This window comes from Blautia sp. HA8986, from assembly GCF_056504635.1.
Genome location: NZ_JBWLUQ010000001.1, coordinates 578326 through 595408 on the forward strand (window position 1 = coordinate 578326; position 17083 = coordinate 595408).

The 17083-nt window shown below is 44.5% G+C and carries 14 protein-coding genes and 2 pseudogenes; 13 read left to right on the top strand and 3 right to left on the bottom strand.

Translation table 11 applies throughout. From position 1 onward, the window contains the following. Positions 1-21: 21 nt before the first annotated feature. The 3 genes from AC04Q4_RS02545 to AC04Q4_RS02555 all read left to right on the top strand — a co-directional run bounded on the left by AC04Q4_RS02545 (position 22) and on the right by AC04Q4_RS02555 (position 3068). Positions 22-1308 (top strand): chloride channel protein, encoded by a 1287-nt coding sequence (locus AC04Q4_RS02545; protein WP_173737026.1) that lies wholly within the window; start codon positions 22-24, stop codon positions 1306-1308. Between the two features lie 150 nt (positions 1309-1458). Beyond that, on the top strand, positions 1459-1662 hold the full coding sequence (locus tag AC04Q4_RS02550; RefSeq protein ID WP_173737025.1) for a hypothetical protein: 204 nt from the start codon (positions 1459-1461) through the stop codon (positions 1660-1662). Positions 1663-1829: 167 nt separating this feature from the next. After that, entirely contained in the window at positions 1830-3068 is a 1239-nt protein-coding gene (locus tag AC04Q4_RS02555) for an AGE family epimerase/isomerase (RefSeq protein ID WP_476388431.1), read from the top strand. Between the two features lie 203 nt (positions 3069-3271). Here the strand turns inward: AC04Q4_RS02555 and AC04Q4_RS02560 are convergent, their stop codons facing one another. After that, on the bottom strand, positions 3272-5023 hold the full coding sequence (locus AC04Q4_RS02560) for an NFACT RNA binding domain-containing protein (protein WP_476388432.1): 1752 nt from the start codon (positions 5021-5023) through the stop codon (positions 3272-3274). A gap of 149 nt (positions 5024-5172) precedes the next feature. Here AC04Q4_RS02560 and AC04Q4_RS02565 point away from each other — a divergent pair, with 149 nt between their 5' ends. From AC04Q4_RS02565 to AC04Q4_RS02600, 8 genes and pseudogenes are all read left to right on the top strand, one after another. Further along, positions 5173-6051 (top strand): YicC/YloC family endoribonuclease, encoded by an 879-nt coding sequence (locus tag AC04Q4_RS02565; RefSeq protein ID WP_173737022.1) that lies wholly within the window; start codon positions 5173-5175, stop codon positions 6049-6051. A gap of 39 nt (positions 6052-6090) precedes the next feature. Continuing rightward, positions 6091-6363, top strand: coding sequence for a DUF370 domain-containing protein (locus AC04Q4_RS02570; RefSeq protein ID WP_173737021.1), 273 nt, complete (start codon positions 6091-6093; stop codon positions 6361-6363). Then, a complete protein-coding gene (gmk, locus tag AC04Q4_RS02575; protein ID WP_173737020.1) occupies positions 6356-6976 on the top strand; it encodes a guanylate kinase in 621 nt (206 codons plus the stop codon). Before AC04Q4_RS02570 ends, gmk begins: the two co-directional genes overlap by 8 nt. A gap of 53 nt (positions 6977-7029) precedes the next feature. After that, positions 7030-7284: pseudogene (gene rpoZ / locus AC04Q4_RS02580) on the top strand (DNA-directed RNA polymerase subunit omega); the annotation flags it as partial. Between the two features lie 100 nt (positions 7285-7384). Then, complete coding sequence (gene rimO / locus AC04Q4_RS02585; protein ID WP_173737018.1) at positions 7385-8722, top strand: 30S ribosomal protein S12 methylthiotransferase RimO; 1338 nt, start codon at positions 7385-7387, stop codon at positions 8720-8722. Further along, a complete protein-coding gene (gene pgsA, locus AC04Q4_RS02590) occupies positions 8706-9245 on the top strand; it encodes a CDP-diacylglycerol--glycerol-3-phosphate 3-phosphatidyltransferase (RefSeq protein WP_173737017.1) in 540 nt (179 codons plus the stop codon). Before rimO ends, pgsA begins: the two co-directional genes overlap by 17 nt. Positions 9246-9276: 31 nt before the next feature. Continuing rightward, positions 9277-10542 carry a competence/damage-inducible protein A gene (locus tag AC04Q4_RS02595; protein ID WP_476388433.1) on the top strand — a complete coding sequence of 422 codons (1266 nt, stop codon included), beginning with the start codon at positions 9277-9279 and terminating at the stop codon, positions 10540-10542. 190 nt (positions 10543-10732) lie between these two features. After that, positions 10733-12181 (top strand): DUF6935 domain-containing protein, encoded by a 1449-nt coding sequence (locus AC04Q4_RS02600; protein WP_476388434.1) that lies wholly within the window; start codon positions 10733-10735, stop codon positions 12179-12181. A 64-nt stretch (positions 12182-12245) separates the two neighbouring features. Here the strand turns inward: AC04Q4_RS02600 and AC04Q4_RS02605 are convergent, their stop codons facing one another. Further along, entirely contained in the window at positions 12246-13076 is an 831-nt protein-coding gene (locus AC04Q4_RS02605) for a Cof-type HAD-IIB family hydrolase (protein ID WP_195455207.1), read from the bottom strand. An 84-nt stretch (positions 13077-13160) separates the two neighbouring features. After that, positions 13161-14743: pseudogene (locus AC04Q4_RS02610) on the bottom strand (glucose-6-phosphate isomerase). Positions 14744-15048: 305 nt separating this feature from the next. Here AC04Q4_RS02610 and AC04Q4_RS02615 point away from each other — a divergent pair. Together AC04Q4_RS02615 and AC04Q4_RS02620 are read left to right on the top strand one after the other, a co-directional pair. Beyond that, entirely contained in the window at positions 15049-16374 is a 1326-nt protein-coding gene (locus AC04Q4_RS02615; protein WP_119239765.1) for a Na+/H+ antiporter NhaC family protein, read from the top strand. Next, on the top strand, positions 16371-17072 hold the full coding sequence (locus AC04Q4_RS02620; RefSeq protein WP_476388435.1) for a DNA alkylation repair protein: 702 nt from the start codon (positions 16371-16373) through the stop codon (positions 17070-17072). Before AC04Q4_RS02615 ends, AC04Q4_RS02620 begins: the two co-directional genes overlap by 4 nt. Positions 17073-17083: the final 11 nt, after the last annotated feature.

Below are 17083 nucleotides of genomic sequence, written 5' to 3' on the forward strand. Positions count from 1 at the left end.
AAAGAAAAGAGGGGAAGGAACATGGGGATAGATCATAACAAAAGATTAAAGGAGCATTTATATTATTACAGTGCAAGAATCAGCCGGGATATGTCAAATCTGATCAAGTGGCTGGTTCTTGCTGTTGTTACAGGATGTATCGTAGGGGCAGCCAGTACACTGTTTTCTGTTACACTGAAGGCAGTAACCGGTTACAGGAAGGCTCATGAATGGATTTTTCTTTTATTGCCGTTATCCGGACTTATTATTGTATTTTTGTATGAGAAGCTTGGAAAAGAGGACGGAGGGACCAACCAGGTTCTTTCTACTGTGCGTTCCAGAGATGATGTGCCGATCCTTTCTGCACCACTGATCTTTATCACAACGGCACTGACTCATCTTACCGGTGGTTCTGCGGGACGTGAGGGGGCAGCGATCCAGCTTGGAGGAAGTATTGCCAATCAGCTTGGAAGGTGGATCCATCTGGACGAGGAGGACCGACATGTAATTGTCATGTGCGGCATGAGCGCGGCGTTTTCAGCGTTGTTTGGAACGCCGATGGCAGCGGCAGTTTTTGCGCTGGAGGTGGTAAGTGTGGGGGTGATGTACTATGCGGCGCTGATGCCGTGTATGATCGCATCGCTGGTTGCCTCCGGATTTGCGGCAGGAATGGGTATTACACCGGAGAGCTTTCACGTGACGGATATTCCCGCGCTCACAATAGAAAGCGGACTGAAAATGGGTGTTGTGGCGCTGGGATGCGCAGTTGTCAGTATTGTATTCTGTATTGCATTGAATGGCGCTGCAGGCTTGTATGTCAAATGGTTTAAAAATAAATATGTTCGCGTGGTGGCTGGAGCATGTCTGGTCATTGCAGTCACCTTTATGCTTAGAACAAATGAATATATGGGAGCAGGTGCAGAGCTTATAGAGAGAGCGGTGGAAGACGGACAGGCAGATACTTTCGCTTTTTTCTGGAAAATGGTGCTTACTGCACTGACTATGCGCGCAGGATTTCGTGGGGGAGAGATCGTACCTTCTTTCTGCATCGGAGCCACCTTTGGCTGTGTGATGGGAAATCTTATGGGGATTTCTCCGTCAATCTGTGCAGCCTGCGGAATGGCAGCAGTTTTCTGTGGTGTAACCAACTGCCCGATCACATCGATTCTGATCGCTTTTGAAATGTTTGGATTTAAAGGGGTATCTTTCTATCTGATCGCAGTATCCATCAGTTATGCAGCATCGGGATATTATGGTCTTTATAAGGATCAGACCATTGTGTACTCCAAATATAAAGCAAAATATGTGAACCGGCATACCAGGTTCTGATATAGGGCGAAATTTGAAGGGACGTGTGTATACAGGTGTAATATCTTATGGAAAACCGCATGGATATGGCAGGAAAATAATCTGGACATTCACGGAAATCTGATGTAATATATTAAACGTTAGTATTTACAGAAAGGCAGATTTTGAGGTATGGAAGAGAAGATTCTTGATTTTATCATGGAGTATGCACAGGAGAATGAGGGAGTTCCGTTTCAGGTGATCGAGGAGAATTTTAATATCATTATGGATGATAAGCTGAAAGACATCATCAGTGATGCGATCTGGGACAAAGATAATGTTTCTGACGTGATCATGGAAAATGACCGTTATGTGATCACCTGTTTTGTAGATTAATACAGGGATGTCTGTGACCGTTACGGTAATGGAATTAAGAAATCTGATATGAGGAGAATGCATATAAGGCATTCTCCTTTTTTCATCAATATGTCAAAATACTCCAAAGGAATTGAAGTCCCCCAAAAAGAATGATATCCTAAAGAAAAACAGATGGGGTGGTTGAAATGAACAGCAAATATGAGATCAACACAAAAGAAAACCGGGAATTCCTGAAAGCATCCTGTGAGGAGCTTTTGAATTTCGGACATCGGTTTCCTTCACCGAATGGAGGTTCCTATTATCTGGGGGATGACGGAACACCTTGGAAGAACAGAAACCGGGAAACCTGGATCACCTGCCGTATGGCACATGTATACAGCCTGGGGCTGATGCTTGGCCATGAAGGAAGCGGAGAGCTTGTGGATGCGGCACTGAAGGGCCTTAAGGGAGAGCTTCACGATGAAAAAAAAGGCGGCTGGTATGCAGGTGTGACACAGGAGGGTGGCATTGTTCCCAATAAACAGTGTTATGCACATGCCTTTGTGATCCTGGCTGCATCTTCCGCACTGACAGCCGGAAGACCTGGGGCGAAAGAGCTCCTTGAAGAGGCATTGGCTGTTTATGACCGACATTTCTGGAATGAAGAGGAAGGGCTGGCCTGTGATACCTGGAATACGGAATTTACTGTGCTGGATGATTACCGTGGATTAAATGCCAATATGCATACGGTAGAAGCTTTTCTGGCAGCAGGAGATGTCACCGGAGATAAAAAATATCACATTCGTGCAGGCAGGATCATTGATCATGTGATCCAGTGGGCGGAAGATAACTCCTGGAGGATCCCGGAGCATTTTACGAAAGAATGGGTGGCAGATCTTGACTGTAACCGTGACCGTCCGGATGATCCGTTTAAGCCATACGGCGCAACACCGGGACATGGAATCGAGTGGGCAAGACTGATCACACAGTGGGCGCTTGCAAACTGTGGGGAAGAGAAAGAAAAACTGGAAAAATATCTCCAGGCAGCAGAGAAACTTTACACAACAGCAATAAAAGATGGCTGGAATGCAGATGGTGCACCGGGAATTGTATACACGACAGACTGGAATGGCAAACCGGTGGTACATGACCGTATGCACTGGACTCTTGCGGAAGCGATCAATACCTCCGCAGTTCTTTACCATGTGACCGGTAAGGAGAAATATGCGATAGATTATGCTGAGTTTATGAAGTACCTGGATGAAGTGGTCATGGATCACGAAAACGGTTCCTGGTTCCACCAGCTGGATGAGAAAAATCATCTGAAAGGAACTGTATGGCCGGGAAAATCTGATCTGTATCATGCGTTGCAGTCAACTCTGATTCCGTATCATAAGGCAGATATGTCCATTGCTCCGGCAGTGAAGAAAAAACTGGAAATATAACTGAATAACTATAAGGCAGATATTCAGTTATAAATAAGCAGGGAATGCAGATTAAGAATATCTGTTTTATTAACTGTTTACAAAATAAAAACCTTCCTGTATCCAAAGAGCTTTCTCATAACAGATAATTACAGATTAAAGAAATATATCTGCATTATCTTGGAGATGCATCAGACACAGGAAGGTTTTTTATTGAATAGTTATTACTCCGTAACCTCCTTCAGATCTGAAATATCCGGAGAAGCCATCAGAGAATAGTTGGTATAATAAACAACAAAACCAGGTTTTGCACCAGCAGGTTTTTTGACATGTTTTTTCTGGATGTAATCAATCTCTACCTTGGGAGCAGAGTGTCCTTTGGAGTACCAGGCTGCCAGGCGGCCTGCTTCTTCGAAGGTACGGTCCGGAAGTTCACCATCTTTGGTGCGGACGATCACATGGGAACCAGCCATCTTCTTTGCATGGAACCACCAGTCATTTCCAGTTGCGAACTTAAAGGTCAGTTCATCATTCTGGAAATTGTTTTTTCCGACATAGATATCAAAACCATCACTGGATATATAGTGAAGCGGCCTGGATTTCGGCTGGGCTTTCTGGCCTTTTTTGTTTGTATAGTGACGTTTGATATAGCCGTATTCAGTCAGCTCTTCCTTGATCTGGGAAAGGTCACTTTCAGATCTGGCGATATCCAGAGCATTGGAGATAGATTCCAGATGAGAAATCTCACTTTCCGTATCTGCGAGCTGTTCTGTGACGGCTTCCTCTGTACGCTTCAGCTTCCCGTATTTATCAAAATATTTCTTGGAATTCTGCGCCGGTGTCAGTGTCGGATCAAGAGGAATAGTGATCTCCTCGTTGGTATAATAGTTCAGTGCCTTAAAGGATCTGCAGCCTTCCTCAAGCCCGTATCCGTAGGTGTTGATCAGTTCACCGTAAATCTTGAATTTATCTTTTTTGGCAGTATCATTCAGCTGTTTTTTCTGGATGTTATATTTTTTACGGTTACGTTCCAGAGCAGTCTGTACTACACGCCGAAGATCGGAAGATTTCTGGTGGATGCGTGTCAGCAGACTCTTGGTTGCATAATAAGTTTCCAGCATGGTGGAAACGCTGTCAAAAGTTTCACTGTGGTATTCACTGCCAAACTGCTGATATGGAAAAACTCCATACTCAACAGGTTCCTCACCGCGGTAAACAATGTTCGGTGTAAACTCTCTGCTCTGCACCTGTTCCATCAGCCTGAGGAATGTATGATAAAGATGGGTACATGCAGCTTCATCCAGAGACTGTGCTGCATCACTTCCGTCAATGGAAGCACGGTAGCAGATCTCCTCAGCCATTACCGGGCTCATACCTGTAAGAGACGTGTAGAGAGCCTTGGAAATGTTCTGAGGTTTTTTGCAGATATGCTGTGTAAATTCCTCCTCGGAAACAGTGAGAGGGTTCTCTTTATCCCGGGTATTGGGAATGAAATATTCTCTTCCTGGAAGAACCTCACGGACAGAGCTCATATGGGAAGAGACATGCTTGATGCTGTCCAGGATCATTCCCTTTTCGTCACAGAAAATGATGTTGCTGTGCTTGCCCATCAGTTCCATGATCAGGCGCTTTCTGCAGGGATCACCCAGCTCATTAAGATGCTCAAGCTCAAATTCCACCACACGTTCCATTCCCGGCTGCTTTACATCCAGGATACGTGCACTTCCGATGTGCTTTCTGAGAAGCATGCAGAAGTTCGGTGCGGTTAAAGGACTGATACGGTTCTTATCTGTAAAATAGATCAGAGGAAGGGATGCGCTTGCACTTAAGAGAAGCCGTTTCTGTCCATTGGCACCCTTTCCTGTGATAAGAAGTTCATCGTTTTCCGGCTGGGCGATCTTGTTGATGCGTCCGCCTTTTAAATTATCGTCGATCTCTGCCACAAGAGCAGAAACTGTAATTCCGTCAAATGCCATGATTTTACCTCCATTTCAACATCGATCATTATAACAGTAAAAAAAGAGTTTGACTAGGGTTTTGGAATGAACTATAATAAATCCGTATGCAATCATTGGCTGCATTTACCTGCAGCTGATAAACTTAAGAGGCAGTATTGGAGGATAACATGATAAAAAGTATGACCGGCTTTGGCAGAGCGGAAGCAGTATCCAAAGAACGTAAGGTTTCTGTTGAGCTGAAATCCGTCAATCACAGATATCTGGATCTGAACATCAAGATGCCGAAAAGACTCAGCTATTTTGAGGGAGAGATCCGAAATGTGATGAAGACCTATATCCGCCGCGGCAAGGTTGATGTGTTCATCACCTATGAAGACTATACAATGGGCGGAATGGCTCTGAAATACAATGCAGAGCTGGCAAAGGAATATCTGGGCTATTTGAACCAGATGAGTGAGGAGCTGGGGATTGAGAATGATATTCGTGTTTCCACACTTTCCAGATATCCGGATGTATTTACAATGGAAGAGCAGGCTCCGGATGAGGAAGAACTCTGGAATTTTCTGGAGGGTCCGCTTCATGAGGCCTGTCGGAAGTTTGTGGAAACCCGCCAGCGTGAGGGCACCAATCTGAAACAGGATCTTCTTGGGAAACTGGACGGTCTGGAAGCAAAGGTCGATGTGGTGGAAAAACGTTCTCCGGAAGTAGTGAAGGCCTACAGGGAGAAGCTGGAAGCCAAGATGCACGAACTTCTTGATGATAACCAGATCGATGATTCCAGGATTGCCGCAGAGGTGATACTTTTTTCAGATAAGATCTGCAATGACGAGGAGACGGTACGTCTTCGAAGCCATATCCATGGCATGCGCAGGATCCTGGATGAGAACGAAGGCGTAGGACGTAAGATGGATTTCATGGCACAGGAAATGAACCGTGAGGCGAACACCATCCTGTCCAAATCCAATGATCTTACAGTATCTAATGCAGCAATCGACCTCAAGACCGAGATCGAGAAGATCCGTGAGCAGATCCAGAATATTGAATAACCATCTGGAAATAAGAACCGGCAGAAAAGGAGAGCGGAAATGGCGAAGCTGATCAATGTAGGTTTTGGAAATGTTGTAAATTCAGGAAGGATCGTGGCAGTGGTAAGTCCGGATGCCGCACCTGTGAAGCGCATGATCCAGAGCGTTAAGGGAACACGTATCCTCATTGATGCTACACAGGGGAGAAAGACCAAGGCAGTGATCATTACATCAGATGATCATCTTGTTCTTTCCGCTCTGCAGCCGGAGACCATTGCGAAGAGATTTTCGGAAGCGTATGGAGAGGAAGAGAGGGAGGAAGGAAATGAGTAAAGGGATTTTAGTTGTTGTTTCGGGTTTTTCCGGTTCCGGAAAAGGTACCGTCATGAAACGGCTGATGGAGAAATATGACAATTATGCATTATCTGTTTCTGTCACTACCAGAAATCCAAGACCAGGCGAGAAGGATGGAGAAGCTTACTTCTTCCGCACAAAAGAAGAATTTGAGCAGATGATCCGGGAAGATGGCCTGATCGAGTATGCACAGTATGTAGAGAATTATTACGGCACTCCGCGTAAATATGTGGAAGAACAGCTTGCATCCGGCAGGGATGTGATCCTGGAAATTGAGATCCAGGGAGCTATGAAGATCCGTGAGAAATTCCCGGATACATTGCTTGTATTTGTCTGCCCGCCATCTATGGAAGAGCTGAAGAACCGTCTTGTGGGAAGAGGAACCGAGACTCTGGATGTGATCAACGGACGTCTTAGAAGAGCTGTTGAGGAATCCAAAGGAATGGATAAATATGATTACCTTCTGATCAATGATGATCTGGAGGAATGCGTTGATACACTTCATGAGACTATCCGGTGCGAACGTATGCGCGCATCCAGGAACCATGATTTTGTATCCAGGATTCAGAAAGAAGCAGAAGCTTTTTTATAAATATCAATTAACAAGTTAAATACGGCCCTGCCGTTACAGAAGGGAGAAAAGATATGATACATCCATCTTATTCAGAATTAATTGAGGCTATCAACACAAACAACGAGGACGATGATGAGGCTCTCGTGCTGAACAGCCGTTATTCTCTTGTCCTTGCAGCAAGCAAACGTGCCCGCCAGCTGATTGCCGGAGCAGAGCCGCTTGTACCTGGCGCAGTAGGTAAGAAACCTCTTTCCGTTGCGATTGACGAGCTTTACAAAGGTAAAGTAAAGATCCTTCCGGGACAGGAAGAAGAGGAAGAGATTGAAGCTCTGGAAGCAGAGAAAGAGGCTCTTGAGGCAGCAGAGGGCGAGACCGCAGAGGGCGCTGAGACTGCTGAAGCAGTTCAGACAGAAGCGGAGTAATTTTATGAAAATATTATTCATCTCTCTTGGCTGTGACAAGAACCTGGCGGACTCCGAGGAAATGCTGGGACTTCTTACAGCCGGAGGTCATGAGATCACAGACGATGAAACAAAGGCAGATGCTATCGTGATCAATACCTGCTGTTTTATCAAGGATGCCAAGGAAGAGAGTGTAGAAACCATTCTTGAAATGGCAGAGTACAAAAAAACAGGAAGTTGCCATGCACTGATCGTTACCGGTTGTATGGCACAGCGATACCAGAAAGAGATCATCGAAGAGGTTCCGGAGGTAGATGCTGTTCTTGGAACCACATCCTACGGCGACATCGTAAAGGCTCTGGAAGAGGCAGCAGCTGGTAATCATTTTGAGGAATACCGTGATATCGATTATCTTCCGGATACAGGAAGCAAACGTGTTCTTACAACCGGCGGTCATTTCGGATATCTGAAGATCGCAGAAGGCTGTGACAAGCACTGTACTTACTGTATTATCCCGAAGCTTCGCGGAAAATTCCGAAGTGTTCCCATGGAGCGTCTGATCGACCAGGCAGAGGATATGGCAGAGCAGGGTGTGAAGGAGCTGATCCTGGTAGCCCAGGAGACCACCGTTTACGGTAAAGACCTCTATGGAAAAAAATCTCTTCATATTCTTTTACAGAAACTCTGTGAGATCAAAGGTATCCGCTGGATCCGTGTTCTCTACTGTTATCCGGAGGAAATCTATGATGAGCTGATCGATACCATCCGCGATGAGAAGAAGATCTGTCATTATCTGGATATTCCGATTCAGCATGCTTCGGATCGTATTCTTAAGAGAATGGGTCGTCGCACATCCAAACAGGAGCTGATCGACATTGTCGGAAAGCTTCGCAAAGAGATTCCGGATATCGTACTGCGTACAACGCTGATCACCGGATTTCCGGGTGAGACAGAAGAAGACCACGAAGAACTGAAAGAGTTCGTAGATGAGATGGAATTTGACCGTCTTGGCGTTTTTACTTATTCACCGGAAGAGGATACTCCGGCAGCGGAGATGGCAGATCAGATTCCGGAGGAAGTGAAGGAAGAACGAAGAGACGAGCTGATGGAACTTCAGCAGGAGATCTCTTATGACAGGGGGCAGGACCGCATCGGTCAGGAGCTTCTTGTGATGATCGAAGGGAAAGTTGCAGATGAAAGTGCCTATATCGGACGTACCTACGGGGATGCACCGAAGGTTGACGGTTACATTTTCGTTCAGACAGGAGAACTGCTTATGACAGGTGATTTTGCAAAGGTACGTGTAACGGGCGCGCTTGAGTATGATTTGATAGGAGTGCTTAGCGATGAATACACCGAATAAACTGACAGTTGCAAGAATGATACTCGTACCGTTTCTTGTAGTTTTTATGCTGACAGGATGGGGCGGTGAAGCCAACCGCTGGATCTGTCTTGCGATTTTTGTCGCAGCAAGTGTTACCGACTGGTTCGACGGCCACCTTGCCAGAAAATATAACCTGATTACTAATTTTGGAAAATTTATGGATCCTCTGGCAGATAAGCTTCTTGTATGCTCTGCCATGATCTGCATGATCGAGCTTGACAGACTTCCGGCCTGGGTTGTGATCATTATTATCGGACGTGAGTTTATCATCAGTGGATTCCGTCTGATCGCAGCTGAGAACGGAGTTGTTATTGCCGCAAATTACTGGGGAAAATTCAAAACTGTTTCCCAGATGATCATGATCATACTTCTGATCGTGGATTTTGGAGGAGTTTTTGCAATACTGACAGAAGTGTTTATCTGGCTGTCTGTTGCACTGACTGTTATATCTCTGCTGACTTATATCATGCAGAATCGAAAAGTTCTTTCCATGCAGGAGTAGGGAAGTTAATATACGAAAGGAGTTTCTTTCTATGATTACAGAACTGATATCCGTAGGAACAGAGATTCTTCTGGGAAATATCGTAAATACCAACAGTGCCTATCTTTCTGAGAAATGTGCGTTGCTTGGGTTAAATGTTTACTATCAGGATGTAGTAGGTGATAATGAGGGACGTATGCGGGATGTGATCTGTACCGCACTGAACCGTTCTGATGTTGTGATCCTTACAGGCGGCCTTGGTCCGACTGAGGATGATATCACCAAGGAAGTGACTGCTGATCTGATGGGAATGCCGCTTGAAGAAGATTCCCATTCAAGAAAACTGATCGATAAATATCTGAAGGAATATGAGAAAAACAATCCTCAGAGACGTATCACAAAGAATAATTACAAACAGGCTATGGTTCCCAAAGGAGCAATTGTTCTTGACAATCATAATGGAACTGCACCAGGACTGATCCTGGAGAAGAAGGGAAAGACAGCGATTCTTCTTCCGGGCCCTCCGAATGAGATGAAGCCCATGTTCGAGGAGTACATCGTTCCGTATCTTCAGAAGAATCAGCCGGAGATCATAGTGTCCCAGATGGTGAAGATCAGTGGTATCGGGGAAAGTCAGGTAGCAGAGGAGATTCAGGATCTGATTGAAAGCCAGACCAATCCAACCATTGCACCTTATGCCAAAACCGGTGAAGTACATCTTCGTGTAACAGCGAGCGCAGAGAATGAAAAAGCCTGCAAAAAGCTGATCAAACCTGTTGTAAAAGAACTGAAAAAACGCTTCGGTGAGAATATTTTTGCAACAGATGAGAGTAAGACACTGGAAGAGGCAGTGATCGATCTTCTGAAAGAAAAAGATCTTAAGCTTTCCCTGGCAGAATCTCTGACCGGCGGAATGATCGCCCAGCGTATTGTTAATGTATCCGGTGCATCAGATGTGTTTGGATATGGCTTTGTCACATACAGCAACAAGGCGAAACATAAGTGTCTTGGCGTGAAGAAATCCACTCTTAAGGAAAAGGGAGCAGTATCTGCCAAATGTGCCAGAGAGATGGCTAAAGGGGCATGTAAGGAATCTGGTGCAGACATTAGTATTTCTGTAACAGGGCTTGCAGGACCAGGAGGCGGAACAAAAGAAACTCCGGTTGGAACTGTATTTATGGGTTGCTGCTACGAAGGCAGGACCATTGCAAAAGAGTTCCACTTCACAGGAAACCGTATGCGGATCCGTGAGCAGACCACTGCACATGCGCTGGCTATGTTACGTGACTGTATCATTATGGGGATTCCGAAAAAATAAAATAGGGATGAATATATGTGCCGTGTTTATGTTAGTGGAAGTCTTTGTTTTCTGCCTATGTAGACGCGGCATTTATATTTATAATGATACTATCATAAGTGCTAGTGCTTTTGTCAGAAATTCCCCCTAAAATATGATTAAAGCGATACAAATCATAAATGTGTGTTTTACCGGAAAGGGGGAAATCAAAATGAAAAAGAAAAGAAAGCTGTTTTGTTTTCTGCTGTCACTCAGCCTTATCTTTACGATGACATTTGGAAGCGTATCTGTCAGTGCCGCACCAAAACTGAACAAAACAAAAGTAACTCTTTTAAAAGGTGAGAAGACAACACTTAAGGTTACCGGGACCAAGCAGAAGGTTACCTGGAGCTCTTCCAAAAAGAGCGTTGCAACCGTTAACAGCAAAGGCCAGGTAGTTGCAAAAAACAAGGGTTCCGCAACAATTCTTGCAAAGGTAAGCAAAAAAACATATAAATGTGTTGTAAAGGTAGAAACACCGAAGCTCAGCAAGACATCGCTGACATTGACAGAAAAGAAATCCTATGCCATTAAGCTGACAGGAACAACTGTAAAAGTAAAATACTCTTCCTCTAATCCCAAGATCGCATGTGTGGATTCCAGAGGAAAGATCACCGCAGTGAAAAAAGGAAATGCAGTGATCACAGCGAAAGCAAATACAAAGAAATTTACCTGTAAGGTCACAGTAAAAGCAGCTCAGAAACCGAAACCGAAGCCGACACCTACACCGGTGCCGAAACCATCTTTAAATGTCACAACCTTAAATATGAATAAAGGTGATGTAAAGCAGCTTCAGGTAAAAAATTATAAAGAGATTCTTGTATGGACCAGTGATGATCCGTCTGTTGCAACCGTGGACAGTAAAGGTAAAGTAACAGCAGTGAATTTGGGAACAACAAAGATCCAGGTTAGGGATAAAAGCACCTGGAGAGGCAGCTGCACTGTTTGCGTAACACAGACAGTAAAGAAACAGGAGGAGCCGGTTCTTACAAAAGGAACTAAATCTGCGAAAAAAGAGATCACCAATGATAAAGGACAGAAAGAAGTCATTGATGTAACGATAAATACCTATACTTACACATTTACCACGATCCCTACCAATGCGGCAGAGCTGAAACAGTATGATATCACAACATCAGATGGACGATATAAGACCATGGCTCTTCTGATCCTTGCATATCGTACCTGGACACCGACCAATCCAACGGACTGCGAGGAGATGCTTTCTTATCTCAACAATAAAGAGATGACCCAGTATTACAAAAACTTTTTGAGGGATCGTATGAAAGCGGATAACGGATATAAATATCTTGGCAATTCTTACCTGAATGGAGCAACTCCGGCCAACAATTATACTCCGTCTAAACCGATTTCCATTACGTTAAGACAGGATACACTTCCGGGTAAGGGAAATTCCATCAGTGAAGATATCCCGTATTTTGAACCGACCCAGACCACTCCTGCGATCTACAGATCATTTACTGATTTTGCAGGCAGTGACAGCTCCAGATGGATCTGTACATACAAGCACTCCAAAACCGGAAAATGGTATATCTGGGATCAGTCCTGGCATGATCTTCTTACCAGGATCAAACAGCCGGCAGGAAACTATGAATATTGATAGAAGAAGGAACCGACAGAGTGTAAAACTGTCGGTTCCTTTTTATATACATAATAGATTATTTTTATCGATTCAGTGCAAATTTCTCAATCGCACGTGCTACACCATCTTCATCATTAGAAGAGGTAATATAATCCGCCACATCTTTTACCTGCGACTGTGCATTGGCCATGGCTACGCCGAAGCCAACCTCCCGGAGAAGATGGACATCGTTGTCGCCGTCTCCGCATGCCATAATAGATTCTCGTGGGATTCCCAGCATTTTACCCAACGCAACAAGGGCAGTTCCTTTATTGACACCTGCTGCATTAATCTCAATATTATAGCTTAAAGAACCGACAAGCTCCAGTTCTTTAAGTTCGCTTAATTCCTTCCAGGCAGATGCACGCTCATCCAGGCTGGCAAAAAGTGCCTGCACCTTATCCATATTGCGGTGCTCTTTAGCAATCACATCCCAGATGTCAGGAACTGCAATACGGGTGGATCTAACATAATCCCACATATTGGGATCATGATGATATTTTCCTACATTGTCAAGCTTGGCAGAGTCTGTATATCCCTGCCCGTCAAAATAGATTTCACTTAATGTATCGTATTTTTCGAAGATACGAAGAGCTTTTTTTGCACTTTCCATAGGAAGAAGCTGCTCGATAAGAAGTTTATTATGGTCTGTATCAAGGACTCTGGCTCCGTTGGAAGTGAGAGCGTAGTGAATCCCCGGAAAATTTCTCAGTTCCTCGGGAATGCCGGTATACGGCCGGCCGGTAGCCATCAGAACAAGGATCCCTGCATCAATAGCTTCCCTTAGAACACGTCTGGTATTTTCTGTGAGCTCTTTTTTTGTATTCAGAAGAGTTCCGTCCAGATCAAGACCGATCATTTTTATCTGCTGCATATTTAAGAATTCCTTTCATGGTTAAGGCCACATATACAGAAAAACCGTCCCGAAAAAAATCCCGGGACGGTACTTATCTGATTATCAGATGTCAAGAAGATCACTGTAAACCTTCAGTGCTCCGTCTGTATCATGAGCAAGAACACGTTTTGCAAGGACTTTACCAAGCTGTACGCCTTCCTGATCAAAGCTGTTCAGGTTCCATACGAATCCCTGGAACATGATCTTGTTTTCGAAGTGAGCAAGAAGGGCACCAAGAGCTTTCGGTGTAAGCTCCTCACCAACGATGATACTGGAAGGACGGCCGCCCTTGAAGTTTTTGTTCAGGTTCTCATCTTTCTTGCCGCAGGCAAAAGCTACGATCTGAGCAGCAACATTTGCGCAGAGTTTCTGCTGGCTTGTGCTGTTTTCAATATCAACATCAACGCCGAGCTGGCTCTTCTTAAAGCCGATGAACTGAAGCGGAACGATGTTGGTTCCCTGGTGGAGAAGCTGATAGAAAGAGTGCTGTCCGTTTGTTCCTGGCTCACCGAAGATGACTGGTCCTGTTACATAATCAACAGGCTCACCAAAACGGTTTACGGATTTACCGTTGGACTCCATATCACACTGCTGAAGATGTGCAGGGAAACGGCTTAATGCCTGGGAGTACGGTAAAACAGCAGTGGAAGGATATCCCTGTACGTTTCTCTCGTAAACACCGATCAGGGCATCCAGCATATCCGGGTTTTCAAGAATATTCTTGTTTGCTGCAAGCTTATCTTCCTCAGCAGCTCCGTCAAGGATTGCTGCGAATACATCCGGTCCGAATGCAAGGGAAAGGATCGCTCCGCCTACACCGGAAACAGAAGAGTAACGTCCGCCAATATAGTCATCCATGAAAATGGCTGTAAGGTATTCATCACTCTTGGCAAGAGGAGATGTCTCACTTGTTACTGCAAGCATATGTCTGGATGGGTTAAGACCTGCCTTTGTGAGGGCATCTTTTACAAATGCTTCGTTTGTCAGAGTCTCAAGTGTTGTACCGGATTTGGATACAACGATGAAAAGGGAATGAGCAAGATCTGCAGATGCAAGAACAGCAGCTGCATCATCAGGGTCTACATTGCTGATGAATTTTGCTTCCATCTTGAATGTGTTGTTAGCTTTTGCCCAGTTCTCAAGTGCGATATATAATGCACGTGGTCCAAGGTCACTTCCGCCGATACCGATCTGTACAACAGTTGTGAATTTCTCACCGTTTTCATTTGTGATCTCACCGGAATGTACTTTATCTGCAAAATCAGCAGCTTTTTCTGCTGTGCAAGGTAAAACTCACGCTTGTCCACACCGTCAACAACAACTGGATCTCCAAGCTGTGTACGTGCAAGATGGTGAAGAACCATACGTTTCTCGCCTGTGTTGATCACTGCACCGTTGTATAATTCCTTAAATTTCTCAACCAGCTCTGCCTCGTCAGCCAATTTGGAAAGTGCGTCAAGAACTGTTTCATCAACTTCTTTGGCTGCGTAATTGTAAGCCAGACCTGCTGCCATCGGTGTGCTGTACTTCTTTACACGTTCTGCACCCTGCTCACCGGACATTGCCTCGGCAATGTTTACATGATCTTTCAGATCCTTAAGCTCGCTGTAAGATGCAAGAGTATCCAGATTTTTCCATGTTGCCATAATCATATTCCTCCTTTAATGACTGTGATCCGAGATATCACCATAAATATGTTGGATATCTTTTTCACAATTGTCTACAGCCAATTATACTGAAAAAAACTCTGAATTTCAACGGATGGAGTGATTTAATTAGTGAAAATCTTGTTAAATAAGGTAAAAAATATCAAAGATAACAGGATTGTGTCAAAAATATAAAGAAGTTTATGACGGCAGCAGGACAGGGATAAGGAAATATGGTATGATAGACACAGATCACCCGGAGAAAAAATACCGGGAATACAATGAGTGATGAAGGGAATTGTTTTATGGATGAAATGAAGAAAAAAGGAAATGTGATCGCACTGCTGCCTATCGGGGTTTTTCTGGCCCTGTATCTGGGACTTGGGATTTTGTTTGAGTATGTTATGGAGATTCCCATGGGATTTTATAATGTACCGATTGTTGTTGCCTTTCTGGCTGCGATCCTGGTGGCATGTGTTCAGAACAGAACGATCAGCTTTGACAGAAAGCTGGAGCTTATGGCAAAAGGAGTAGGAGATAAAAATATCATCACCATGCTTCTGATTTTTCTGACAGCCGGATCTTTTGTGGGTGTTGTGGGGCGCAGCAGTGCAGAAAGTGTGGCTTACTGTATGCTTTCTCTGATACCTGCACGTTTTTCCGTTGCGGTATTGTTTGTAGTTGCCTGCTTCGTATCTGTGGCTATGGGAACTTCTGTTGGAACTATCACGCTTCTTACCCCTATTGCGGTAGCAGTTTCCAAAGCTTCCGGTTTTGATATGGCATTTTGTGTGGCATCGGTGATGGGAGGAGCCATGTTTGGAGACAATCTTTCTTTTATTTCTGATACTACGATTGCTGCTTGCAACGGTCAGGGCTGTCAGATGAAGGATAAATTCCGGGAAAACTTCTGGATCGCATTTCCGGCAGCTATTGTTACACTGCTCCTGATCCTTATTCTGTCTTTTCAGACAGAGATTCAGGGAAGAGTGGTACAGGATTATCATCTTGTGCAGATCCTTCCGTATGTTCTGGTGCTGATCGGTGGGATTATCGGCATCAATGTATTTGTGGTACTTCTGATCGGAATTGTCTCCGGAGCGTTTATTATGCTTCTTGGAGGACATATTACGCCAGTGGAGCTTCTGACTAATATTGGCTCCGGTGTTTCCGGGATGTTCGAGACATGTATGGTAGCTATCCTTGTAGCTGCCATGTGTGCGCTGATCCGGGAGCATGGTGGATTTGAAGCACTGCTTTCCGGAATACAGAGAGTTTTTAAAGGGAAAAAAGGCGGACTTCTTGGTATGGGACTTCTGGTTGGAGCCATGGATATCGCAACAGCCAATAATACGGTAGCTATTGTTATGGCCAACCCCATTGCAAAGGAAATGGCACTGGAATATAAGATCACTTCCAGAAAGACAGCATCCATCCTGGATACATTTTCCTGTATTTTCCAGGGGGTGATCCCATACGGAGCCCAGATGCTGGTTGCCATTTCAGCGGCAAAGGAACTGGGATTTGAGCTTTCTGCTTTTCAGATCATGCCGAAACTGTTTTATCCTATGCTTCTGCTTGTGAGTTCTCTGATCGCGATCTTTGGCGTAAAAGGCGGGGATGATAAATGAATCAGGAAGAAATGACCAGAGATGTTCAGAAAAGACTGTTCGAAATGCGGGATACAGGATATCGGGATTTTCATGCAAGGCTGATTCCGACTGTGAAAAAAGAGAAAATTATCGGTATCCGGACACCGATGATCCGGAAATTTGCAAAAGAGTTTGGAAAAACAGAAGAATCTGAAATGTTTCTGAAAGCTCTTCCCCATCAGTATTATGAGGAAAATAATCTCCATGGCCTGCTGATCGAGCAGATCAAAGATTATGATAAATGTCTGAAAGAACTGGAGCGTTTTCTTCCGTATATTGATAACTGGGCGACCTGTGATCTGCTGGCGCTCCATATGATGAAAAAACACCGTGATGTATTTATCCGGGAGATTTATCGCTGGATGGGATCGGATAAGCCTTATACCATCCGGTTCGGGATCAGTATGCTGATGCGTCATTATCTGGATGAAGAATTTAAACCGGAATATGCTGAGAAAGTGGCATCCATCCGCTCGGAAGAATACTATGTAAATATGGTGCGGGCCTGGTATTTTGCAACAGCACTGGCAAAACAGTATGAGAAGATCCTGCCATTTTTGGAAGAACAGAGAATGGACATCTGGACTCATAACAAGACGATCCGTAAATCCATTGAGAGTTATCGGATCACGAAGGAACAGAAGGACTATCTCAGGACACTGCAGATAAAGAAATAAACAGCTGGTAA

Excerpts from the sequence above, each read along its gene's own strand:
- AC04Q4_RS02555 (WP_476388431.1), top strand. The coding sequence starts at position 1,830 with ATGAACAGCAAATATGAGATCAACACAAAAGAAAACCGGGAATTCCTG.
- rimO (WP_173737018.1), top strand. The coding sequence starts at position 7,385 with ATGAAAATATTATTCATCTCTCTTGGCTGTGACAAGAACCTGGCGGAC.
- AC04Q4_RS02550 (WP_173737025.1), top strand. The coding sequence starts at position 1,459 with ATGGAAGAGAAGATTCTTGATTTTATCATGGAGTATGCACAGGAGAAT.
- AC04Q4_RS02615 (WP_119239765.1), top strand. The coding sequence starts at position 15,049 with ATGGATGAAATGAAGAAAAAAGGAAATGTGATCGCACTGCTGCCTATC.
- AC04Q4_RS02565 (WP_173737022.1), top strand. The coding sequence starts at position 5,173 with ATGATAAAAAGTATGACCGGCTTTGGCAGAGCGGAAGCAGTATCCAAA.
- gmk (WP_173737020.1), top strand. The coding sequence starts at position 6,356 with ATGAGTAAAGGGATTTTAGTTGTTGTTTCGGGTTTTTCCGGTTCCGGA.
- AC04Q4_RS02545 (WP_173737026.1), top strand. The coding sequence starts at position 22 with ATGGGGATAGATCATAACAAAAGATTAAAGGAGCATTTATATTATTAC.
- AC04Q4_RS02570 (WP_173737021.1), top strand. The coding sequence starts at position 6,091 with ATGGCGAAGCTGATCAATGTAGGTTTTGGAAATGTTGTAAATTCAGGA.
- AC04Q4_RS02600 (WP_476388434.1), top strand. The coding sequence starts at position 10,733 with ATGAAAAAGAAAAGAAAGCTGTTTTGTTTTCTGCTGTCACTCAGCCTT.
- AC04Q4_RS02620 (WP_476388435.1), top strand. The coding sequence starts at position 16,371 with ATGAATCAGGAAGAAATGACCAGAGATGTTCAGAAAAGACTGTTCGAA.
- pgsA (WP_173737017.1), top strand. The coding sequence starts at position 8,706 with ATGAATACACCGAATAAACTGACAGTTGCAAGAATGATACTCGTACCG.
- AC04Q4_RS02595 (WP_476388433.1), top strand. The coding sequence starts at position 9,277 with ATGATTACAGAACTGATATCCGTAGGAACAGAGATTCTTCTGGGAAAT.
- AC04Q4_RS02605 (WP_195455207.1), bottom strand. The coding sequence starts at position 13,076 with ATGCAGCAGATAAAAATGATCGGTCTTGATCTGGACGGAACTCTTCTG.
- AC04Q4_RS02560 (WP_476388432.1), bottom strand. The coding sequence starts at position 5,023 with ATGGCATTTGACGGAATTACAGTTTCTGCTCTTGTGGCAGAGATCGAC.